Genomic DNA, 21,306 nt, shown 5'->3' with positions numbered 1-21,306 from the left:
TCTTGTTTGTTTTTCTTGAGGCTATTTGATGCCTTCCAATATTCATGATTGCTTTTATGGATGCATTTCGCAAATAGATAATGGGAATAGATTGCATAGATTTCATGAATGGATGACCTCATGTCGCTGCATCGCCCTGAACGCCTTGTCTGGGATCTGGACTGGAACCTTCTGCGCAGTTTTGTGGTGATTGCTGAAGTAAAAAGCATCACCCGCGCGGCAGAGCGTCTCAACCTCAAACAACCAAGCGTAAGCAATGCGTTGCGCCGATTGGAAGACCGCATCGGCCAGCGGCTGGTGGAGCGCGACGCAACCCATTTTGAACTGACGGACGTCGGCAAACTGCTTTACGAACAGAGCATTGAGGTCTTCGGCGCCATTTCACAGCTGCCGCAACTGGTGCGCGGTGTCGGTGACAATGTTACTGGCCATGTCACCATCTCTGTCGCCAGCCACATCATATCGCCGATCTTCGATCAGGCGCTCGCGCTGTTTCATGAACAGCATCCCAATGCGACACTGACGATCAACGTATCCGCCAGTACAGAAGTCGCGCGGCTTGTGCGCGAGAAGCGCGCTTCTTTCGGCCTTGGTCTGGTGAGTAATCGCGATCCCGCGCTCGACTACACCATGGTCTATCGTGAGTTCTTCGGGTTTTTCTGCGGGCCCCGGCACCGGATGTTCGGCCAGTCCGGACTGACCCTTGCCGATCTGAAGGGAGAACCATCGGTTTCGTTCCAGACAGATCATATTGCAGACGCGCTGCGACCCGTAGCCCTGTTGCGCAGTGAGGCGCGACTTTCACCGGATGTGGTCGGCACCTCGTCGAGCCTCGAAGAAGTGCGCAGGATGATCATCACCGGGCTTGGCATCGGTCCACTTCCATTGCATGTCGCGCGACGCGAGATCGATGACGGCCTTCTCTGGCGTCTGCCGCCTTACGACAACCCTCCTGCCATCGATGTTTTCCTGATCCACAATCCTGAAGCCAACCTCAACAAGGCGGAAAAGGCCATGCTGGCCGGACTGAAATCTATCATTGCATCAACACCCCTTGAGGAGCGCATCTACCAGGATTGAGCCCCCCAAAGCCCCCTATCTTCAAGGCTGCGCAAGCAGCGTTTCATGATAGGCCCAGAACTCGTCTATGAACCGTTGAGCCAGGCTGTTATCAGGGCCATTACTGCGGCGAATGACCAAAAAACCGGCGTCGACGAAGCTTGTGAAAGGCCGGATCGCCACACCGCGTCCGCGAAAATCGGTTGCCGACGACGGATCGATGATCGTTATACCGACACCTTCGGCCACAAGCGTCAGCGCTGTGTGCGACAGGCGTGTCTCAATGGTGGCCGACCGTGGAATGCGCGCAAGCGCAACTTCCACACGCATGGCAAACAGCGACCCCGGCTCCAGCGTGATCATACGTTCATCGGCGAGATCATCCGGTGAAACCTCCGGATAGTCTGCGAGACGATGCCCCAGCGGGACAGCGACAACTGCCGGTATGGCCCGGGTTTCAATATTGAAACCGGGTCTGTCAAGCGGACCATCGGCAAAGCCTAAATCGACCTGACCCGATGCGACGGCTTCGACCACCATTGCAGAGGAATGCCATTGAGAGAGGCATGGATATTGGGCCTTTCCTTAAGAAAGCGGGCAAGAAAGCGCGGCATGATCCCGTTTGCAAGCGCGGGCATGGCCGCGATCCGCAACATGCCCGCATTCTGACGGCTAATCTCGTCGGCGAAACTCCTGATGCGATTGAGCCCGACATAGGCCCGCTCGACCTCCTGCAACAGCGTCATGGCCGCCTGCGTAGGGATCAACTGGTTTCCGCGACGGTTGAAGAGCTTGAGTTTCGTGTCGATCTCAAAATCGCGGATCAGGCGGCTCACGGCGGGCTGAGTGATCGACATCAGTTCCGCTGCAGCCGTCATTTTTCCAGTCAGCATGACGGTTCGGAACGCTTCGACCTGACGCAGGTTCATGTTTCACCATAATATTTGGTTATGCTCTGGGCTTCATTTCGAATTTGACTGTATTGAGCCCCGCTGTCAAACCACTCCCATAAACGTATCGGCGCGACGAAAGCACCGGACATAAAAAGGGAACTAAGCAGTTGGGTGCGGTCAGCGCATATCTCGATTTGTTGGGTTTTGCCGAAGACGGCTGGGGCTATGATATGCTCCGGGCCACCGGCATGACACTCGCGGTAGCCTTTTGCGGTTTCGCGGCAGGCGCAATATTCGGCATGATTGCCGCTGCCGCTTCATTCTCATCGCAGCGCATTCTCAGAATTGCGGCTGACGGCTATTCGACGGTGCTTCGCGGCATCCCCGATCTTCTGGTCATTTATCTGTTCTATTTCGGCAGCAGCGCCGTGTTGAGCCAGATTGGCGCGTTGTTCGGCGGACAAGGTTTCGTCAGTGCGCCAATCTTCATCACCGGTGCACTGGCCATCGGTGTGGTATCGGGCGCTTATCAGGCGGAAGTTTATCGCGGCGCGGTGCTGGCACTCCCCAAAGGCGAAATCGAGGCTGCCAAAGCCTATGGCATGCCGCCGCGTCTGCTGTTTCGCCGCATCATGGTTCCGCAGGCGGCGCGCTTCGCCATTCCGGGCATCGGCAATGTGGCAGCTCGTATTGAAAGAATCCGCGCTGATCTCGGTCGTTGGACTGGTTGAACTGATGCGTCAGGCGCAAATCGGCGCTGGATCAACCCGCAAGCCATTCACCTTCTTCCTGACCGCCGGGCTGCTTTATCTCGTCATCACATTCGCATCGGGCTTGCTGTTCAAGAACGCCGAAAGACGCGCGATGCGCGGCATCCGGAGGGCGGTATGAGCTTTCTCGACCTTCCATTCATGTTCGACAGTTTCGTTCAGCTTTGTCGCGGTATCCCGCTGACGCTTCAACTGATGGCACTATCAGTTATCAGCGGTGCCGTGCTGGCCACCATACTGGCCACGATGCGTCTGTCGGGCAATCTGGTACTGGACCTCATTGCGCGAGGTTATATCTTCGTGCTGCGCGGCACCCCGCTGCTGGTCCAGCTCTACATCATCTATTACGGTCTCAGCCAGTTTCCCGAACTGCGCCGGAGCTTTCTCTGGCCGTTTCTACGCGAACCCTATTGGTGCGCGGTGCTGGCTCTGGCACTCAATACAGCTGCCTATAGCGCCGAAATCATACGTGGCGGCGTTCTGTCGGTCGCGACCGGACAGATCGAAGCGGCGCGCGCTTATGGCATGAGCGGCTTTACACTCGGCCGTCGCATTCTGGCCCGCAGGCTCTGCGGCAGATGCTGCCCGCCTATTCGAACGAAGTCATCTTGATGGTGAAGTCCACGGCGCTGGCATCAACCATCACAATGATGGAAGTGACAGGGCTGGCAGCCAAGCTGATTTCTGCCACCTATCGGCCGGTCGAAGTCTTCATCTGCGCAGGCGCGATCTATCTCCTCTTGAATTTCGTGGTCACCAGAATCTTCAAACTGCTGGAATACCGCCTTTCGGCGGCCCAGCGTCAGCCTGTCATCGTGCATGCCGCTGGAGGAAACTCATAATGCAACGTTTCGAAACGCCTGCAGTCGAGATCAAGAACCTCGAAAAATGCTACGGCGCGCACAAGGTTCTGCATTCAGTTTCCTTGCAGGCACATCAGGGTGAAGTCATCTCCATTCTGGGAGCATCAGGATCCGGCAAATCCACACTGCTGCGTTGCATTAATATGCTGGAAGTGCCGGATGCGGGCAGCGTGGCTATTCATGGAGAGGCGTATAAGCTCGACCAACAGCCGGGACGTGCGCCTCGTCCTGCTGATGCACAACAGGTTCAGCGGCTGCGCGGTCAGGCGACCATGGTGTTCCAGTCGTTTAATCTGTGGTCGCACCTGACCATCCTTGAAAATCTGATCGAGGCGCCTGTGTATGTGCAGAAGCGAAACCGGTCGGAGTGCATTACCGAAGCCGAAGCACTGTTGGAGCGGGTCGGCATAGCCGATAAGCGCAATTTCTATCCCGCGCATCTTTCCGGCGGCCAGCAGCAACGCGCCGCAATTGCCCGCGCGTTAGCGATGCGTCCGAAGATCATGCTGTTCGATGAACCAACCTCCGCGCTCGATCCCGAGCTGGTGGCCGAGGTGCTGAAGGTCATGCGCGATCTGGCGGCAGAGGGGCGCACCATGCTGGTCGTGACCCACGAGATGGGCTTCGCCCGGGATGTTTCCAGCCGTGTCGTGTTTCTGCGTCAGGGCGTGATTGAAGAAGAAGGCACGCCCGACGAGGTTTTTGGCAACCCCAAAAGCGAACGGTTCCGGCAATTCATTTCCAAACAAAACGCATGAACCGATCAATCGGCTTTCTAACAGAGGTGAACATATGAAACTGAAAATCGTCCTTTCTGTCCTCGGCGTTCTCGCCGTTGCCCCGACCGCGCATGCCGAAGATGTCGTGCGCATCGCTACCGAAGGTGCTTATGCGCCGTGGAATTTTTCCGGCCCGAACGGTGTGCTGGAAGGCTTCGAGATCGATCTCGCCAAAGACCTTTGCGAGCGCCTGAAAGCGAAATGCGAAATCACCGCGCAGAACTGGGACGGCATCATTCCGTCGCTGACCGCCGGCAAGTATGACGCCATCATGGCGGGCATGAGCATCACGCCGAAGCGTGAGGAGGTGATCGCGTTTTCGTCGCCTTATGCGGCAGCCATCAATTCCTTTGCAGTCATGGATGACAGCGACCTCGCCGATCTGCCGGAAGGCGGCAAGCCGCTGAATGTCGATTCCGATGCGGCCAAGCCGGTGCTCGAAGAAATTGCCAAGAAAATCAACGGCAAGACCGTCGGCGTTCAGGGTTCCACAACCGCTTCCGCCTTCATGGAACAGTATTTCAAGGATGGTGCGGATGTACGCGAGTATAAAACCGCGGAGGAACACAATTTCGACCTGACCAGCGGTCGTGTGGATGCGGTTGTCGCCAATGCTACAGTTCTGGCTGCGGCTCTCGAAAAGGACGACATGAAGGGCGCGAAGCTGGCCGGGCCGCTGTTTTCCGGCAAGGTCTTCGGCATGATCGGCGTCGGCCTGCGGAAGGAAGATACCGCCCTGAAGGGTCGCTTCGATACAGCCATTCAGGCAGCGATTGCCGACGGCACGGTGAAAAAAGCTTTCCGAGAAGTGGTTCAAGGTGGACGTCAGCCCACAAAATTGAACCGACGCAAATGGGCCTGACTGCCGTCAGGCCCACCCCTGACGACACTGTGACAACAGAATGAATTTACGAATGCGCAGATTGCCGGATCAGAACATAGTCATTATCGGAGCGGGACTGGTGGGCTCTGCCATCGCCTGGGGTCTCGCCCGATCCGGTCTGCGTCCAATGCTTCTTGATGGAGAAGACCTGTCCCTGCGCGCATCCCGTGCCAATTTCGCACTCATCTGGGTACAGGGCAAAGGCGTAGGCGCACCACACTATGCCCGTTGGACAATGCAATCTGCGCGCCTGTGGCCCGCTTTCGCAGACGAGTTGCGGGATGTGACCGGTCTTGATGTCGCACTCAGACAGACCGGCGCTTTCACCTTTTGCCTCGACGAGCGTGAGCTTGCAATGTTTGCGGAAGACGTCGCGACAGTGGCGCGGGAACTTGGCAATGACGCTTCGGAACATGTCGTGCTCGACCATCAGGAAACGGCCAGAATGGTGCCCTCCATCGGGCGGGATGTGATCGGCTCGATCTATTCGCCGATGGACGGCGATGTAAATTCGTTGCGCCTGTTTCGCGCTTTGCATACGGGCATGATCAAACTCGGCGCTTCCTATGAACCGCATTGTGAAGTCTCGTCCATCACCCCGCAAAACGGCGGTTTTCTGTTAAGCGGTGCATGGGGCGAGGTCTTTGCCGAACGCGTCATTCTGGCTGCGGGCAACGGCAATGCAGAGCTTGCCAGGAGTGTCGGTCTTGAAGCGCCGGTCGTGCGCAGCAAAGGCCAAATTCTTGTAACGGAGAAATGCGCGCCCTTCTTCCCCTATACAGCGGCCACGCTGCGGCAGGCGGATGAAGGAGGCGTGATGATCGGCGATAGTCAGGAAACCCACACGGACCGTATCGCCACCAATCAGGATATCAGCGCGGTTCTGGCCAACAGGGCAGTGCGGACATTCCCGCATCTGGCCGATGTCAATGTCATTCGCAGTTGGGCCGGGTTTCGGGTCAAGACACCGGACGGCCTGCCGATTTACGAACAATCCGAAAGCCACCCGGGCGCTTATGCCGTCATGTGCCATTCCGGCGTCACGCTTGCGGCCAACCACGCCTTGATCGTGGCGAAGGAAATAGCAGCCGATGCCAAACAACTTGCTGGTGATGCGTTCTCCGGCCGGAGGTTTCATGTCTCCTAAAATGTTTCTTAAAACTGAGACACCAGAGGAAACCGTGACGATTACATTCGATGCGCGCACCTTGACGGTACCTGCCAATGTAACTGTCGCCGCAGCGCTGCTTGGAGAGGGTATCAACCGGCTTAGAAACAGCGTTGTTGGTGATCAGCCGCGAGCCCCCTATTGTCTGATGGGCATCTGTTTTGAATGTCTGGTCACCATTGATGGTGTGCAGAACCGCCAGGCGTGTATGACGCCTGTGGCCAATGGAATGGTCATTTCTTCCCAGTCCGGCGCGCGTCGGGTGGAACCATGACAACGATGCTCAAAAGAGTTTCCGATATTCATGCGCTCGACGCGTTTTACGACCTTGCCATTATCGGCGCGGGGCCAGCAGGCATGTCGGCCGCCGCAGAGGCATGCGCCGCTGGCGCTAACGTGGTTCTGTTCGACGAAAACCCAGCCGCAGGCGGCCAGATTTACCGTGGCATTGAACACAATACGACTGCTCGCAGGCCGTTTCTCGGCACCGACTACTGGCGGGGCAAAGAAGTCCTAAAAGCACTCATCGCCAGCAAGGCCACCTATGTGCCGCAGGCCCTCGTCTGGAGTGTGGAACCACAGGATGGCGACAACAACGGCGTTGATCTGCGCGTATCGGTAAGCGGCAAGAGCGGGATTGTTTCAGCGCGCCGCGTGATCTTCGCGACCGGCGCCATGGAGCGTCCGATGCCTGTCAGGGGGCTGGACATTGCCGGGTGTTATGACCGTCGGCGCAGCACAGATTGCGTTGAAGGCTTCCGGCCTCTTGCCCAAAGGAAGTGTGGTTTTGGCAGGAACAGGCCCGCTGCTCTACATGTTCGCCGCGCAGCTGTTGCAGGCGGGTGGCAAAGTTGCAGCATTGCTCGATACGACGCCCGGTGCAAATTACGTGAAAGCTGCACCGAACCTGCCTTCATTCCTTTTCTCGCCCTATGCTTTTAAGGGGCTTTCCCTGCTTGTGAAGGTGCGTAAGTCGGTGCCGGTCTATTCCGGTGTGACAGACATCGCCATTGAAGGAAAAAACGAAGCAGAAGCGATCTGCTTTTCGGCAAAAGGCAAGACACACAGGCTTGCTGTCGATAGCGTCTTCCTGCATCAGGGTGTGATCCCCAACAACAATCTCGCCAATGCATCCGGCTGCGCTCTGGTTTGGAACGACGGTCAGAAATGTTTTCAACCGCAACTTGACGGCAACGGGCGTTCGTCCATACCGGCCATCTACATTGCTGGTGACGGCAGCGGCATTGGCGGTGCATTGGTTGCCGAGCAGAGCGGGCGTATCGCTGCGCTCGCGTCCTGTCAGGATATCTTTCCGGCACTGGCAACATCGTTGGCGTCAAAAATCGTAAAGCTGCAGGCGCAGGCGCGACGCGTCGAACGCGGGCGCGCCTTTATCGACGCGCTTTATCTGCCTGCACAGGCATTTCGCGCACCAACGGATCGGGAAACGATTGTCTGCCGTTGCGAAGAAGTGACCGCAGGCGCTATCCGCGACGCGGCAGCCTGTAATATTGCCGGCCCTAACCAGCTGAAAACCATGTTTCGCTGCGGCATGGGCCCCTGTCAGGGCCGCATGTGCAGTTCCACCGTCACGGAAATTCTGGCCGAGGTGCAAAAACGTGCGCCTCAAACAGTCGGTTTTTATCGTCTACGCGCGCCGGTGAAACCGGTGCCGCTCGGCGAAATCGCAGCACTACCCCAAACTCCCGATGCTGTCTTCGCCGTTACCGGCGAGCAGACGGAAAATTCTCCAACCATCTGAAAGGATTAAACTATGGCTGAGCGTTTCATTCAGACGCCGATCATGCATCGCGTCGTCGAACACAACGGCATTGTCTATGTCGGTGGAACCACCTGTGATGACGAAAGCCTGGATATGGCTGGTCAGACCCGCGAAATCCTCGCCAAGCTCGACAGCTATCTGGCACAGGCAGGCACGGATAAGACCAAGCTTCTGGCAGCCACCATCTTCGTAACAGACCTCAACAAGAAGCCTGAAATGGATAAGGTCTGGAAGGAATGGATTGACCCTTCGCTGCTGCCAACCCGTGCAACCGTTGGCGTTGCTGATCTGGGTGGCGATACGCTGATTGAAATCGTGGTTTCCGCTTACAAATAATCGACTTAAAAAAACCTCGTTGAGTTTTTGAAAAAGGAAGCCGTCAACTGGATGACAGTCGGCGGTTTTTCTGCATCCAAGAGCTATAGCCTTTGGCGGCTATTGTTATAGACGGGCATTAGTACGTTAACTGTCATAGTTTATATTCTTATTATTCATTGTATATTTAAATAATTATTTATCTATTCGTTCCTTTGAAATCCTATAATCCGGATTAATATCTTTAAGTAAAATCTTATCTTAAGTATTACTAAAATATATCTACATATTTATTTAACAAACTACACCTAAGATTCTGTGTGATTTTTCCGATATTCGCAGATCTCGCATTCTCAGCGGCGCGACAACTAATTTTTCGAAGGGTATTTGAACATCCAAACCCTTTTTAGCCGAAAAGGACATGGCAATCACCTTGACAACCCGCGATGTTAACGGGGCCAAAAAACCCGTTCATTCGTTCCAATTTCTATTTCCGTTCGCGGATGAGCACTTCTGCTTCGCATTCCAACTCACTTCGGATGAATTGCCAATCAAAACTGAAGGTCTGCATTTGGTATTAATCGGATCCGCTTAATCGACGAGCTTTTCGCCCGCTACAGTCCGGCAACTATGGGGTACAAAGCTGTCAGCCGGAATGTGATTTGCGGCGGACCCGCAACCGATTGCAGCAATGCCCTTAAACTGCGGCGACCGCGAAGCGACGTCCGCTTCTCGAATAGGCTGCTAAGAGCAAACTATCCGCTTTACACCCCTTCGCGGTCGCTAGTAATATTAAAAGAGAAACGACCGCTTTCAGCAAACTTTTCGACAGCTCGAACGTCCGACATTGGGCGCAAAGCCGACATTCTGCGATCAGCGCCACATATGGCAAAACCCCACTTTTGCCATATGTGAGACTGGGACAGATAAGCAAGCTTATCTGAACGTGAATATAGATTCTTTTCTTAGATATTCGATCTTCAGTAAGACTCATCAAGAAGACAATTAACCCAGAACTCCGAAACGCTTGCGCTGTTTGGCAGACCAACGATGTGCACTATGGAAGTTGCTATATCTTCCGGGCGGGTTAGTTCATCGGACTTCACTGCAAGGGCATTCCCCATGTCGGTCGCCACCAGTCCCGGACAAATTGCAGTCGAACGTACCCCGTGTTCAAAACCTGCATGGCGTATCGCATGAGACAAGCCAAGTGCGGCAAATTTAGAAACCGAGTATGCACCGGAGGCCGCCGACTTCACACGCTTGCCTGACAGGGAAGAAATGATAATAACTCTTCCCGTTCCTGTTTTAACCAATTCACTCCAGCAAGCTTTAACGAGCCGTCGCGGCGCACTGACATTCACGTCTATTAGAGCAGAGAAATCCTGATCGCTCGCCTCAACGACGGATGTCCGTATCATAATTCCGGCATTTGCTACGACCGCATCTATTCGTCCAAAGCGCTCAGCGGCGGACTTGGCCCATAAATCTGCAATTTCCGGATCACTGGCATCATAGGTGTGAATGTGCGCTGCGGTCTCATCAGCCCATTGGGGCATCTCAGGATTTCTCATACCAAGTGACACATTCCAGCCAGCCGCCAGAAACGCCTTTACCGTCGCTGCGCCGATGCCGCGATTGGCTCCGGAAATCAAAACCGTTCGTTTCTTTTCCATGTCGTACTTTCCTTGATCTCAAGCATGAGGGGGAAGAACCGCGCCTTCCTTGCGGGCGGCACGCGTGTCGCTAAACCGGAAATAGCGCAACTGCATTTGGGGAGCGAAGGACATATAAAACGGTGCCCGATGCAGCGGCTCAAGCTTCAATGACAACTCGCGATCCGGCTTCCCCAGGGCCCATTCGGACAGAATGCCGCCAAGCATTGAGCCAGTCGGTACGCCGCGTCCTGACAGCCCGGTGCAGGCGACAACGCCCGGCGCAAGATCGTAGAGGCGCGGAACAGTTCGCTGCTGCATATCGAGCTCACCGAACCAGAAATATTCCCAGCAAATTGGCTCTTTGATTTGCGGATGCAGAAACTTGAGGCGGTCGGTCATGACCTGACGGGTATAGACAGGATCGACACCGCGCTTCCCCATCGGAAACATCGAAGCAACAATGCGCCCTTCTCGGTTGTATTTGTAAACATAAATATCGCCGCGCCCATCGTGCATGGTCGTGTTGTTCGGCAGAACCTGTCTGCGTGTTTCCGGCTCAAGTGGTTGCGTGGCTGCCACAAAGACCTTCATGATCCGAAAACTGCGGTCTAGGTTTTTCCACCCGCCCACAGTATAGGCACCGGTTGCGAAGATGACCTTATCGGCCATCACTGACCCGCCACCGGTTTTGACCTCCCACTTGCCATTCTTTGGACTGACATTTTCGACAGCGGAACTTGTATAAATGCCACCGCCCTCCTGTAGCACCGCCCTCGCCACCCCCCTCGCATAAGATAGCGGATTCATGTGCCCGCCCTCTGCGTGGTACCAGCCACCATAAAATCTCGGGCTGCCCGTCATAGCCTCGATCTCGTCTTTGCCCAGCACTCGGCACTGGGCGCCGACTTCAGAATAGATTTGATTTTTATATTCTATTCCCGCCATTGCACCGGGCCGCAATGCCCCCATGACGTAGCCATTCTGAACCCACTCGCAATCGATGTTATAGCGTGATATCATATGTTTAACCCGATCGTTGGCACGGGTTTGCCGCTCTATCAAACGCTCAGCCCAAGGTTCACCGAGCATCTTACGAAGCTTGGGAAGACTGTAGTAACTGAAGGTCGGTGTACAGTGACCTGCATTCCGCCCCGACCCACCAAAGCCAGCCTCTTGTGCCTCAAGTAAAACAACACTCATACCTTCGCGCGCTAGCTCCAGCGCTGTTGTTAAACCTGTGAAGCCGGCACCGACAATACAAACATCGGCTTGAATCTGCTCTTGTAAGCGTTGTGTTGTTGGAGCGCTTGCCGCTGTAGCGAACCAAAGTGTGGTATCAAATGGCGAGAATTTACCCATTGCGTTTCCCATCCGGCCTGCACCGGCCCTTCAAGAACCTGCTTCGGCAGATCCGATGATTATTGGTTATTTCCAGCGACCCCTCGTCGCGATTTTTAGCCTTACATTCCGCCGCAAGACCGACATAGCCTGGCCCGCAACGGCACTTCCGAACTTATGTGCTCGCTCCACTCTTAAAAAAATAGTTGTGTTTGTCCATTATAATAGTTGCATTTATCCACTAAATGTAATTAGCTGGTGGAAACTGAATGGAACATCTATAGAAAATTAATAGAATTGGGGAATTGAGTGGCAAAAAAGGCTACCTCAAAAGGAGTTATCGCGCCTCCAACCGAAATAGACCACGTTGATATCGATGTTCTGGAGAATACTCTGAGCTTTTATATTCGCGTTATAGATTCTTCTGTTTCACGTGATCTTGACGAACGCCTTGAAAAACTAGAGGTTGCGAAAGGGAAAGGGAAAATAACGGCACTTTTTCTTATAGACAGTCACCCCGGCATTCGCCCCTCTGTCGTAGCCGAACTTGCGATGAAAGATCGTTCCGCTATGGGGCGCATTCTTGATCATTTCGAAAAGCAGGGTTTGATCGAGCGAAGAACATCGCAAGAAGACAGCCGTGCACAAGAACTTTACGCGACTGAAAAAGGTGCTGCGCTTGCGCAAAAAGTGCGCACCATCGTTACACAGCAGTCGGAAGATTTCTTCAAGATCATTCCCGAAAACGAGCAGAAGATCCTAATGGACATCCTCAAGCGCGCCTACATTCGGCTGCGCGAGAATTGGAAGTGACAGCACTTTAACGCACTCGAACGACGAACCGGCTCGTGCATAGAAAGAAGCACATTGGCCACGTTCGATTTGACAGCCCACATAAGAGAGTTTTCAGATGCCGGGACCCTTTGTTGTTCCATTTCATGGAGATACCGAACTTCCTTCGGAAGTCGATGTCGTTGTCATCGGCGGTGGCATTATAGGCGCTTCCACCGCGCTTGAACTTGTCGACAGCGGACTGCGTGTCGCACTTTGCGAAAAGGGTGGCATCGGCCACGAACAATCAAGCCGCAACTGGGGGTGGGTACGCATATCGCGACGTGATCCGCGTGAAGTGCCACTGATGGCAGAGGCCATCCGCATCTGGCAAACGCTCGATAAACGTATCCAACGTGATACCGGTTACAAGCGTGCCGGTATCGTTTTTACCTGTGCAACCGACCAGGATTACGCCCAGCACGAACGCTGGAATGAGAATCTGCAGGGCTATCAACTTGAATCGCGCATGATCTCACGCCAGGAATTCGATCGGATGTTCCCCGGCTCGAAGCTTTCCATCAAAGGTGCGCTCTATACGGCAGCCGATGGTCGAGCTGAACCGCAAAGGGCAGCGCCCGCGATAGCGGAAGCTGCACGTGATCGCGGTGCGCACGTCATGACCGAATGCGCCGTGCGAGGCATCGACACCGCCGGTGGCAAAATCTGCGGCGTTGTTACCGAACGCGGCTACATCAAGTGTCAGGCCGTTGTTCTTGCCGGCGGCGCTTGGTCCAATCTTTTCCTTTGCAACAAAGGCATCAGCCTGCCGCAGCTCAAAGTCATGAATTCGGTCCTGCGCACCAAGCCGATCGAAGGTGGACCCGAGCAAGCCATCTGGTCCAGCCACTTTGCGTTACGTAAACGCCAGGACGGAGGCTACACCATTGCTTCGGGCCATGAAAACGTCGTTCCCATCGTGCCAAAATCCTTTCGATACGCTTTGGATTTTCTTCCGGCACTCAAGAAGGAATGGCGCTCGCTCAATCTTCGCCTCGGTTACCGGTTCCTCGACGAGGCGCGGCTCCCCAACAAATGGGCTTTGGATGAGCCAAGTCCGTTCGAATACAATCGCGTGCTTGATCCAAAACCCAACCAGCGCCTTTCCGACAATGCGCTGTCCCACGTCAAAAAGGCATTCCCGGCATTCGAAAAGGCTGAGATCGCCCAACGCTGGGCCGGATATATGGACGTCACGCCCGACGCTGTACCTGTCATTTCTCCGCTGGAACAGATTCCGGGCTTCTTCATCGCAACCGGATTTTCGGGACACGGCTTTGGAATTGGACCCGCGGCCGGAAAACTGATGGCCGACATGGTGCTCGGTCGTCCTCATCTGGTCGATGCCAAAGACTTCCGCTTCAGTCGGTTCTCGGACGGTTCGAAGATCGAACTCATCAGTGGATTTTGAGTGTGAATGCCGACCGTTGGGCAGGGACGGTCAAGTGAAAACCATGCCGAAACCGCCAGAATAACGGCAGAACGGCGAAACAAGGGGAAATTAAATGTCAGAAAACAATAACAGTTTTACCCGGCCGACCCGGCGCCAAGCACTGATGATGCTGGGTGCAGCGGGACTGGCGACAGTTGCGACCCCCGGCCTCTTTGGCAGCAAAGCGCTGGCGCAAGAAGCCCGAAAAGGACAGATAGTCGTCGGGTTTTCTCAAGAGCCAACGGTCTTCAATCCACATCTTCTTCACGTGGAAGTAGATGAAGGTGTGCATTTTGCAGTCTTTGACGCTCTCTTCGACGTGGACGCCGAGGGCAAATTTTACCCGCTTCTGGCGAAGGAAGTTCCGACCGTTGAAAACGGCGGCATTTCAGCGGATGGCCTGAACTGGAAAGTCACGCTTCGTGATGACGTCAAATGGCACGATGGCAAGCCCTTTACTGCAGAAGATGTGAAGTTCACCCTCGAACTGTTGACGGATAAGGATTTCCGCAGCTGGCGCCGTACCGGACACGAACTGATCCGTGATCTTACCGTTGTATCGCCAACCGAAATTACCTGGCGCATGGAGAAGCCTCTCGCGCCCTATGCAGCAATTCTGGCATCGACCTTCATCGTTCCCAAGCATGCGTTTGACGGGGTCGTGGACAAGAACACCGCTCCATTTAACAACGCGCCCATCGGCACAGGCGCATTCAAATGGAAAAACCGCGTTGCTGGCGACAATATCGAACTAGAAGCCAATGCCGACTATTTTGGTGATGGTCCATATTTGGAGCGAGTCATCATCAAGTACATTCCCGACCTGACCGTTCTGTATACTCAGTTCAAGACCGGTGATATCGACGTTGCAGGACTACAGTGGATCACACCCGATCATTATGCAGAAGCAAAAGATCTGCCGGGTAAAAATGTCGAAATATTCGGAACAGCTGTCATCGAGTCGCTGACCCTTAACATGGACCGGCCGTTTTTTAAAGATGCCGCCGTTCGCGAGGCCATGTATTTCGCCCTCGACAAGACATCCATCATCGATGCGCTTTATTACGGTTTGCCCCAGGTCACCGAGTCCTACATGCCCAAGGAATCCTATTACTACAATGGCGATCTCCCCGCGCATGAATACAATATAGACAAAGCCAAGGAATTGCTCGACCAGGCCGGTTGGAAGCCAGGTGCAGACGGTATCCGCGAAAAAGACGGAGTACGCTTGGCATTCAGCAATTCGACCACATCCGGCAATCATCTCCGTGAGCAGGCTCAGCAGTTCATTCAGCAATCGTTCCGGGAAATCGGCATTGATATGAGCATCAGCAATCTGCCCCCAGCTGTCATGTGGGGCGAATACTGGATGATGTCGAAATTCGATTCCGTGCTGGTGGGACTAACACCACTAACAGGGCCAGATCCGGACTGCTCTGACTTTTTCCGATCCACAGCCTCGCCAGCAAAAGGCGGTACGGGTCAGAACACTTGGGTCTATTCCAACAGTGAAGTTGACGCCTTGCTCGACAAAGGCGGACAACTGTTTGTCCCAGAAGAGCGCCGGGCGGTCTATCTGAAAATCCAGCAACTGATCCGCAAGGACCTCCCGATGCTGCCGATGTTCCAATATGCAACCGTTCGCGGACGTAAGGCTGGCATGGAAGGTTTCCAGGGCAACATCAATAATCGCATTGACACCTGGAACATCCGCAGCTGGCGCTGGGCCTGATCCTTCTCGCCGCGCCTTCATTGCCTCGGAGCATGAACGCATCGTGTGTTCATGCTCCGGCAAGAATAACACCACGCGACCCGGCCCGCCCCCCGACCTATTAGTCGACGTGCCGGATAATTCGCCCGCTTCCGGCGGAGGTATCTATGTTTTTTTACACTCTACGACGACTCTGGCAGAGCTTGATACTGCTCGTCATCGTTTCTGTCATCGGCTTTACGGTGCTTAATCTTGCACCCGGTGGTCCCCTGTCACAATACACGCTGACACCCGGCATGACCAAGGAAGCTCTGGACAGAATTGCAGAACAGATGGGACTAAACCGCCCTCTTCCCGTTCAGTACCTAGACTGGCTGTGGAGACTTTTGCAGGGTGATTGGGGCAGTTCTTATCGCGATGGCCGACCGGTGCTTCAGATCATAACCGAGCACCTTTGGGCAACTTTGCTGCTGATGGGTGGGTCGACTCTTCTTTCCATTCTGATTGGAACATGGCTGGGCATTCACACGGCACTGAAGCGCGGCTCGGTCTTCGACTACATTGCAACTATTGCGGCGATGATTGCCCTGTCGATTCCGACTTTCTGGTTTGGTCTTGTGGCTATTTATATTTTCTCGCTGAAACTGCAATGGCTGCCGGCGGGCAACATGTTCACTATCGGTGACGGATCGTTTCTCGACTATGTAAAGCATCTGATCTTGCCCAGTTTGGTATTGGCGCTCGTCAATGTGGCGATTTGGAGCCGCTATATGCGCAGCGCCACGCTGGACGTCATCCACCAGGACTTCATTCGCACCGCGAAAGCCAAGGGCCTGACTTCCCGACGCATCCTGATCAAACATGTACTCGGCAATGCCATGGTTCCCATGATCACCCTTGCTGGTGTTCAATTGCCAACCATTCTGGGTGGCGCACTGGTCACCGAAACCGTGTTCACATGGCCGGGTATGGGGCGTCTTTTCCTCGATAGCCTTGGATACAACGACTACCCGGTCGTGATGGGCTTGCTGATGTTTTCAGCCGTTCTCGTTCTGATCGGCAACTTCTTCGCCGATCTGCTCGTGGCCTTTGTCGACCCGCGCGTCAGACTGGATTGAGGAAACACAATGAACACATCCGCACAAGCCATTCCCAGTCTCGATCATCCTCGCTGGTGGAAAAGCCGCGTGGTTCGCCGGTTTATGAAGAACAGATTGGCTCTCGTGGGCCTTGGCATGATCTTGCTGCTCACGCTTGCGTGCGTCATCGGGCCTTATCTGTTACCGTTCGACGAACTTTACATTGACTTGAGAGCGCGCTTCGCCCCGCCCGGTACAGGTGCACATATTTTCGGAACAGACCCTCTGGGGCGAGATATAGCTGCACGACTATTTCAGGCGGGACGAATATCGTTGCTGGTCGGGTTTTCGGCAATGGTACTCTCGACCTGTATCGGAGCCGTGGTCGGCGTCGTTTCGGGCTATTATGGACGGTTTTTGGGAACGGCATTAATGCGCATCGTCGATGCTTTCTTGTCCTTCCCTTCCATATTTCTGCTGCTGGCTCTCGCTGCGTTCGTCAAGCCGAGCCCACTGATGATCACCGTCATCATCGCAGTAACCAGCTGGATGGAAGTTGCGCGTATCGTGGAAGCAGAAACGCGCTCCCTACGTGATCGCGACTTCATTCTCGCGGCCAAAATGCTAGGGCTGCGTGGACGCTGGATCATGTTTCGGGAAATTCTGCCGAACATCGTCGGACCAATCATCGTAGCGGCAACACTTACCATTGCGCGGGCAATCCTTCTGGAAGCCTATATTAGCTTTCTTGGTTATGGCATTCAGCCTCCCCTTCCAAGCTGGGGCAACATGCTCAATGGCGCACAGCAGTACCTTACCTCGGCGCCGTGGCTCGCGATCGTGCCAGGTGTAGCCATCACTGTCGCCGTTGCCGGTTTCAACTTTGTTGGCGACGGGCTGCGAGACGCGCTCGATGCGCGTTCCGACCAGGGCTGAGACACTTTCAACAATCAATCAACCAAAGGACTGGATTTATGAGCCTTACAATCTACCACACCGCCGATGACATCGATTTCAAACCGAGCCGCCCTGCGGAAGGTCGCGATAGCGGTTCCGATGCGCGTATGATCTGGGAAGACGATATCGAAAACGGCACCAAGGTCGCTGTATGGAAGGCGGAACCCGGCCTTTACACCTATCCAGCGCGTGATCTTGATGAAACTTTCGTCATCATCGAAGGCGAAGCCATGTGCAGTCTCGACGGTTCTGAACCGGTTAAGGTTTCAAAAGGCGCGATCGTGCGCATCGCCAAAGGTGTAGCCATAACGCTCGACGTGCTCACCCCTCTGCGTAAGGTGGCAACCGTCGTTCCCAAGCCCTGACCTGTGAGTTTTGAGTCCCGGCAGACCTGCGAAGGTCTGCCGGAACTCAAAGCAGTGTCACTAAAAAAAACGGCCAGGCAAAAGACTAATCATCCGGAGGAGTTCAATTATGGCATCCAAGCGATCTGTTTCTGCAAATTTTTCCTCGCAGCCCATCGATTATCAAAACTATGTCGATGGTGCCTTTACTGGCATCGCCGACAATTACATCGATGTGTTCAATCCCGCGACAGGCGACCTGTTGGGGCGCGTTCCGGATTCATCGGAAGCGGATGTCTATCACGCTGTCAAAGCGGCTCGAAAGGCGTTGACGGCCTGGGAGAAACGTCCCGCTGTCGAGCGCGCTCAGTACTTGCGCCAGATTTCGGGGAAGATTCGGCAACATCGCATCGAGCTTGCAGCTGTCATCATCAAGGAACAAGGTAAAACGGCTGGCCTCGCCCAAGTCGAAGTTGACTTTACCGCCGACTATATCGACTATATGGCAGAGTGGGCACGCCGCCTCGAAGGCGAAATCCTGACCAGTGATCGCCCGAACGAGACAATGCTTTTGCTGCGCAAGCCAATCGGCGTGGTTGTGGGAATCTTACCCTGGAACTTCCCGTTCTTCCTCATCGCGCGCAAGCTCGCTCCCGCGCTCATTACGGGCAATACGATTGTCATCAAGCCCAGCGAAGAAACGCCCATCAACGCTTTCATCTTTGCGCAGCTCGTGGCCGAAACCGATCTGCCCGCGGGAGTGTTCAACTTGGTTGGCGGTCGCGGCGCATCCTCCGGCGAAGCGCTCGTCAATCACCCGGACGTGAATCTGATCACCTTTACCGGCAGCGTTGCGACCGGTTCGCACATCATGCAGGCCGCAGGGAAAAATCTGACACGCATTAATCTCGAACTGGGTGGCAAAGCACCGGCGATTGTTCTGGCCGATGCCAATCTCGATCTTGCCGCCAAAGCCATCTACGATTCACGTGTCATCAATACCGGACAGGTTTGCAACTGTGCCGAGCGGGTCTATGTGGAGCGTCCGGTTCACGACTCGCTGGTGGAAAAGCTCAAAGCTCTCTTTGAAGCAACCCGATATGGCGACCCATCACAAGAAACCGACCTAGAGATGGGTCCACTGATCAATCAGGCCGGTCTCGACAAGGTTTCCCGAGCCGTCGAAACAGCGGTAGCTGATGGCGCGAAAATTGTCACTGGCGGCAAGATTGCAGACCGCCCGTCGGGCTTCCATTACGAACCGACACTGATCGTTAACGCACAGTCCCACATGGACATCATGCGAAAAGAGACGTTTGGCCCCGTGCTGCCAATCCAGATCGTCGACAGTCTCGATGAAGCAATCGCGCTTGCCAATGACTCCGACTATGGCCTGACTTCGTCCATCTACACATCCAATCTCAATGCAGCGATGAAGGCCTGCCGTGAACTCAAATTCGGTGAAACTTATATCAATCGCGAAAACTTTGAAGCGATGCAGGGCTTTCACGCGGGTCGCCGCAAATCCGGCATTGGTGGCGCCGACGGCAAGCATGGGCTGTATGAATTCACCGAAACTCATCTGGTCTATATTCAGGGCTAACAGCATCCGAGAAGCGAGGGCCGCAGAGTTTGCGGCTCTCTCCAGGATGCAGAGCATCCCAACAAAATGAGACTTCCAAGCCCTCACCACCACAACTGATTTTCGGGAACAACCATGATGCAGAGCACAGTTTCAGCCACGGACAACAGCACGTCGGTCGATGCTATTTTATCAGTGCGTAACTTGAGCATTGGGCTGCCCAGGGGCATGGACAGACAATTCGCAGTCCGCAATGTTTCCTTCCAGCTCCGGGCTGGTGAAATCCTATGCATCATTGGTGAATCTGGTTCTGGTAAGTCAGTCACAGCAAATACGATCATGGGGCTGTTACCATCCACCATGCAAATATCAGGAGGCGAAATCGACTTCAAGGGTTCGGACCTCCTCAATATGCCTGAGCGTCAGCGCAGGCTTCTGCGTGGAAAATCTGTATCGATCATATTTCAGGATCCTTTGTCGTCCCTCAACCCATTGATGACTATTCGCGACCAGATCGAGGAAGTTCTCGTCGCCCATGACTATGGTGATGCTGCGAAACGCAAGGCCAAAATTGTGGAACTTCTGACCGAAGTTGGACTGCCTGAACCGGAAGTCATTCAACATCAATATCCATTCCGACTGTCAGGCGGACAGCGTCAGCGTGTCATGATCGCAATGGCTTTGGCGCTCGACCCCGATGTCCTGATCGCTGACGAACCCACGACAGCACTCGATGTTACGACGCAAGCGCAGATTTTGGACCTCATACGCAAGATTCAAAAGCGTAAAGGCATGAGTGTCATGTTTATCACGCACGACTTCGGCGTGGTTTCTGAAATCGCCGACAGCGTGATCGTGATGGAGAAGGGCAATCTGGTTGAACAAGGTTCTGCCGCAGACGTGCTCGTGAACCCGAAGCACCCTTACACCCAACGTCTCATCGCAGCCATTCCTCATATGCGCGAGGACGATAGAACAGCCGCCGAACAATCAGATATCATACTTGAAGCATCCAAACTGACGAAGACCTATCACGTTGGTTCAGGCATGTTTGGCCGAAAGCGTGTTGTCCCAGCGCTTCAAGAAGTGAGTTTCACTTTAAAGCGCGGAAAAACTCTGGGTGTCGTTGGCGAAAGCGGCTCGGGAAAAAGCTCTCTCGGACGAGTCCTCATGAAACTGACGGACGTCGATTCCGGAAACATTTTCTTCGAGTCGAAAGATATTGCTCCACTATCGGAAGCGGAGTTTCGTCCGCTTCGCCCCCGCATCCAAATGGTGTTTCAAGACCCCTTCGCTTCCCTCAATCCGCGCCATACGATCGGTATGTCCCTGACGGTGGGGCCGATCACCCATGGGCAAGAACCCAAAGAGGTTCGCAAGCGTGCACTGGAAACACTCGAACTGGTCGGTCTTGATCGCGGCGCCATGGAACGATTTCCGCACGAGTTTTCAGGCGGGCAGAGACAACGCGTCGGCATTGCACGCGCCCTTATGCTCGCCCCCGAAATTCTGATTGCCGACGAAGCGGTTTCTGCCCTCGACGTCTCGATACAGGCCCAGATTCTTGAATTATTGCAAAAAGTGCAGAAGGATCGTGACCTTGCGATTATCTTCATCACGCACGACTTGCGGGTTGCCAGCCAAATTTGCGATGATGTTTTAGTCATGCATCGCGGTACAGTCGTGGAATCTGGTCCGCCGAGCCGAATTTTCGGCAACCCGGCCAATGCCTACACTCGCAGTCTGGTTGCTGCAATTCCTGGACTTCACTAAGTCAGACGCCGACCGAGTGCTGCACTTGATAGCACCCAGCTATTTTTCCCGCAGCTCGATAATATAGAGCGTTTCCGTTTTTCACTGA

19 protein-coding genes and 3 pseudogenes are annotated in these 21,306 nt (G+C 54.4%); 18 read left to right on the top strand and 4 right to left on the bottom strand.

The window, feature by feature from the left end; all coding sequences use genetic code 11:
• Positions 1 to 120 precede the first annotated feature (120 nt).
• A complete protein-coding gene (locus C9380_RS13215; RefSeq protein WP_105535385.1) occupies positions 121 to 1,080 on the top strand; it encodes a LysR family transcriptional regulator in 960 nt (319 codons plus the stop codon).
• Between the two features lie 21 nt (positions 1,081 to 1,101).
• Here C9380_RS13215 and C9380_RS28340 read toward each other — a convergent pair whose 3' ends face one another.
• Together C9380_RS28340 and C9380_RS28335 are read right to left on the bottom strand one after the other, a co-directional pair.
• Positions 1,102 to 1,599: a LysR substrate-binding domain-containing protein gene (locus tag C9380_RS28340; protein WP_290124837.1), complete on the bottom strand. Its 498-nt coding sequence runs from the start codon at positions 1,597 to 1,599 to the stop codon at positions 1,102 to 1,104.
• Positions 1,560 to 1,988: a LysR family transcriptional regulator gene (locus C9380_RS28335; RefSeq protein WP_290124836.1), complete on the bottom strand. Its 429-nt coding sequence runs from the start codon at positions 1,986 to 1,988 to the stop codon at positions 1,560 to 1,562. Before C9380_RS28335 ends, C9380_RS28340 begins: the two co-directional genes overlap by 40 nt.
• Positions 1,989 to 2,119: 131 nt before the next feature.
• Between C9380_RS28335 and C9380_RS13205 the strand changes: the two are divergent.
• The 9 genes and pseudogenes from C9380_RS13205 to C9380_RS13170 all read left to right on the top strand — a co-directional run bounded on the left by C9380_RS13205 (position 2,120) and on the right by C9380_RS13170 (position 8,534).
• Positions 2,120 to 2,843: pseudogene (locus C9380_RS13205) on the top strand (ABC transporter permease).
• Positions 2,840 to 3,564 (top strand): annotated as a pseudogene (locus C9380_RS13200) (ABC transporter permease). Before C9380_RS13205 ends, C9380_RS13200 begins: the two co-directional pseudogenes overlap by 4 nt.
• On the top strand, positions 3,564 to 4,343 hold the full coding sequence (locus C9380_RS13195; protein WP_100557333.1) for an ABC transporter ATP-binding protein: 780 nt from the start codon (positions 3,564 to 3,566) through the stop codon (positions 4,341 to 4,343). Before C9380_RS13200 ends, C9380_RS13195 begins: the two are co-directional and overlap by 1 nt.
• A gap of 34 nt (positions 4,344 to 4,377) precedes the next feature.
• Positions 4,378 to 5,206: pseudogene (locus tag C9380_RS13190) on the top strand (lysine/arginine/ornithine ABC transporter substrate-binding protein).
• 72 nt (positions 5,207 to 5,278) lie between these two features.
• Positions 5,279 to 6,394 (top strand): NAD(P)/FAD-dependent oxidoreductase, encoded by a 1,116-nt coding sequence (locus C9380_RS13185; RefSeq protein WP_100557334.1) that lies wholly within the window; start codon positions 5,279 to 5,281, stop codon positions 6,392 to 6,394.
• Between the two features lies 1 nt (position 6,395).
• Positions 6,396 to 6,689 (top strand): (2Fe-2S)-binding protein, encoded by a 294-nt coding sequence (locus C9380_RS13180; protein ID WP_100557335.1) that lies wholly within the window; start codon positions 6,396 to 6,398, stop codon positions 6,687 to 6,689.
• Positions 6,686 to 7,357, top strand: coding sequence for an FAD-dependent oxidoreductase (locus tag C9380_RS27520; RefSeq protein ID WP_252869781.1), 672 nt, complete (start codon positions 6,686 to 6,688; stop codon positions 7,355 to 7,357). Before C9380_RS13180 ends, C9380_RS27520 begins: the two co-directional genes overlap by 4 nt.
• Positions 7,305 to 8,177: a (2Fe-2S)-binding protein gene (locus C9380_RS27515; RefSeq protein ID WP_252869816.1), complete on the top strand. Its 873-nt coding sequence runs from the start codon at positions 7,305 to 7,307 to the stop codon at positions 8,175 to 8,177. The genes C9380_RS27520 and C9380_RS27515 overlap by 53 nt, the downstream gene beginning before the upstream one ends.
• 12 nt (positions 8,178 to 8,189) lie before the next feature.
• Positions 8,190 to 8,534 carry a RidA family protein gene (locus C9380_RS13170; RefSeq protein WP_061345658.1) on the top strand — a complete coding sequence of 115 codons (345 nt, stop codon included), beginning with the start codon at positions 8,190 to 8,192 and terminating at the stop codon, positions 8,532 to 8,534.
• A 959-nt stretch (positions 8,535 to 9,493) separates the two neighbouring features.
• Here C9380_RS13170 and C9380_RS13165 read toward each other — a convergent pair.
• Both C9380_RS13165 and C9380_RS13160 read right to left on the bottom strand, forming a co-directional pair.
• Positions 9,494 to 10,189, bottom strand: a complete 696-nt coding sequence (locus C9380_RS13165) for an SDR family NAD(P)-dependent oxidoreductase (protein ID WP_128093728.1) — start codon at positions 10,187 to 10,189, stop codon at positions 9,494 to 9,496.
• Positions 10,190 to 10,207: 18 nt separating this feature from the next.
• A complete protein-coding gene (locus C9380_RS13160; protein WP_100556837.1) occupies positions 10,208 to 11,530 on the bottom strand; it encodes an NAD(P)/FAD-dependent oxidoreductase in 1,323 nt (440 codons plus the stop codon).
• A 288-nt stretch (positions 11,531 to 11,818) separates the two neighbouring features.
• On the opposite strand from C9380_RS13160, the gene C9380_RS13155 reads away from it, so the two are divergent.
• The 8 genes from C9380_RS13155 to C9380_RS13120 all read left to right on the top strand — a co-directional run bounded on the left by C9380_RS13155 (position 11,819) and on the right by C9380_RS13120 (position 21,218).
• Entirely contained in the window at positions 11,819 to 12,322 is a 504-nt protein-coding gene (locus tag C9380_RS13155) for a MarR family winged helix-turn-helix transcriptional regulator (protein ID WP_245872234.1), read from the top strand.
• A gap of 97 nt (positions 12,323 to 12,419) precedes the next feature.
• Positions 12,420 to 13,751 carry an NAD(P)/FAD-dependent oxidoreductase gene (locus C9380_RS13150; protein WP_100556836.1) on the top strand — a complete coding sequence of 444 codons (1,332 nt, stop codon included), beginning with the start codon at positions 12,420 to 12,422 and terminating at the stop codon, positions 13,749 to 13,751.
• A gap of 94 nt (positions 13,752 to 13,845) precedes the next feature.
• A complete protein-coding gene (locus tag C9380_RS13145; protein WP_128093727.1) occupies positions 13,846 to 15,504 on the top strand; it encodes a peptide ABC transporter substrate-binding protein in 1,659 nt (552 codons plus the stop codon).
• Between the two features lie 146 nt (positions 15,505 to 15,650).
• Complete coding sequence (locus tag C9380_RS13140) at positions 15,651 to 16,601, top strand: ABC transporter permease (protein WP_128093726.1); 951 nt, start codon at positions 15,651 to 15,653, stop codon at positions 16,599 to 16,601.
• A 9-nt stretch (positions 16,602 to 16,610) separates the two neighbouring features.
• On the top strand, positions 16,611 to 17,498 hold the full coding sequence (locus C9380_RS13135; protein WP_100556833.1) for an ABC transporter permease: 888 nt from the start codon (positions 16,611 to 16,613) through the stop codon (positions 17,496 to 17,498).
• 38 nt (positions 17,499 to 17,536) lie between these two features.
• A complete protein-coding gene (locus C9380_RS13130) occupies positions 17,537 to 17,884 on the top strand; it encodes a cupin domain-containing protein (protein ID WP_100556832.1) in 348 nt (115 codons plus the stop codon).
• 109 nt (positions 17,885 to 17,993) lie between these two features.
• Positions 17,994 to 19,466, top strand: a complete 1,473-nt coding sequence (aldA, locus tag C9380_RS13125; RefSeq protein ID WP_128093725.1) for an aldehyde dehydrogenase — start codon at positions 17,994 to 17,996, stop codon at positions 19,464 to 19,466.
• 114 nt (positions 19,467 to 19,580) lie between these two features.
• Positions 19,581 to 21,218 carry an ABC transporter ATP-binding protein gene (locus C9380_RS13120; protein ID WP_247877655.1) on the top strand — a complete coding sequence of 546 codons (1,638 nt, stop codon included), beginning with the start codon at positions 19,581 to 19,583 and terminating at the stop codon, positions 21,216 to 21,218.
• Positions 21,219 to 21,306: the final 88 nt, after the last annotated feature.

Source organism: Brucella pituitosa (assembly GCF_003049685.1).
GTDB classification, from domain to species: Bacteria; Pseudomonadota; Alphaproteobacteria; order Rhizobiales; family Rhizobiaceae; genus Brucella; species Brucella pituitosa.
The sequence above is the reverse complement of the archived record's forward strand: the minus strand, read 5'-3'. Positions and strand labels throughout refer to the sequence as shown.

Coding starts and splice junctions, on each gene's coding strand:
- C9380_RS13160 (WP_100556837.1), bottom strand. CDS start 11,530: ATGGGTAAATTCTCGCCATTTGATACCACACTTTGGTTCGCTACAGCG.
- C9380_RS13140 (WP_128093726.1), top strand. CDS start 15,651: ATGTTTTTTTACACTCTACGACGACTCTGGCAGAGCTTGATACTGCTC.
- C9380_RS13180 (WP_100557335.1), top strand. CDS start 6,396: ATGTTTCTTAAAACTGAGACACCAGAGGAAACCGTGACGATTACATTC.
- C9380_RS13150 (WP_100556836.1), top strand. CDS start 12,420: ATGCCGGGACCCTTTGTTGTTCCATTTCATGGAGATACCGAACTTCCT.
- C9380_RS13195 (WP_100557333.1), top strand. CDS start 3,564: ATGCAACGTTTCGAAACGCCTGCAGTCGAGATCAAGAACCTCGAAAAA.
- C9380_RS13165 (WP_128093728.1), bottom strand. CDS start 10,189: ATGGAAAAGAAACGAACGGTTTTGATTTCCGGAGCCAATCGCGGCATC.
- C9380_RS13135 (WP_100556833.1), top strand. CDS start 16,611: ATGAACACATCCGCACAAGCCATTCCCAGTCTCGATCATCCTCGCTGG.
- C9380_RS13215 (WP_105535385.1), top strand. CDS start 121: ATGTCGCTGCATCGCCCTGAACGCCTTGTCTGGGATCTGGACTGGAAC.
- C9380_RS13130 (WP_100556832.1), top strand. CDS start 17,537: ATGAGCCTTACAATCTACCACACCGCCGATGACATCGATTTCAAACCG.
- C9380_RS13170 (WP_061345658.1), top strand. CDS start 8,190: ATGGCTGAGCGTTTCATTCAGACGCCGATCATGCATCGCGTCGTCGAA.
- C9380_RS13145 (WP_128093727.1), top strand. CDS start 13,846: ATGTCAGAAAACAATAACAGTTTTACCCGGCCGACCCGGCGCCAAGCA.
- C9380_RS28340 (WP_290124837.1), bottom strand. CDS start 1,599: ATGGTGGTCGAAGCCGTCGCATCGGGTCAGGTCGATTTAGGCTTTGCC.
- aldA (WP_128093725.1), top strand. CDS start 17,994: ATGGCATCCAAGCGATCTGTTTCTGCAAATTTTTCCTCGCAGCCCATC.
- C9380_RS13185 (WP_100557334.1), top strand. CDS start 5,279: ATGCGCAGATTGCCGGATCAGAACATAGTCATTATCGGAGCGGGACTG.
- C9380_RS27520 (WP_252869781.1), top strand. CDS start 6,686: ATGACAACGATGCTCAAAAGAGTTTCCGATATTCATGCGCTCGACGCG.
- C9380_RS13120 (WP_247877655.1), top strand. CDS start 19,581: ATGATGCAGAGCACAGTTTCAGCCACGGACAACAGCACGTCGGTCGAT.
- C9380_RS28335 (WP_290124836.1), bottom strand. CDS start 1,988: ATGAACCTGCGTCAGGTCGAAGCGTTCCGAACCGTCATGCTGACTGGA.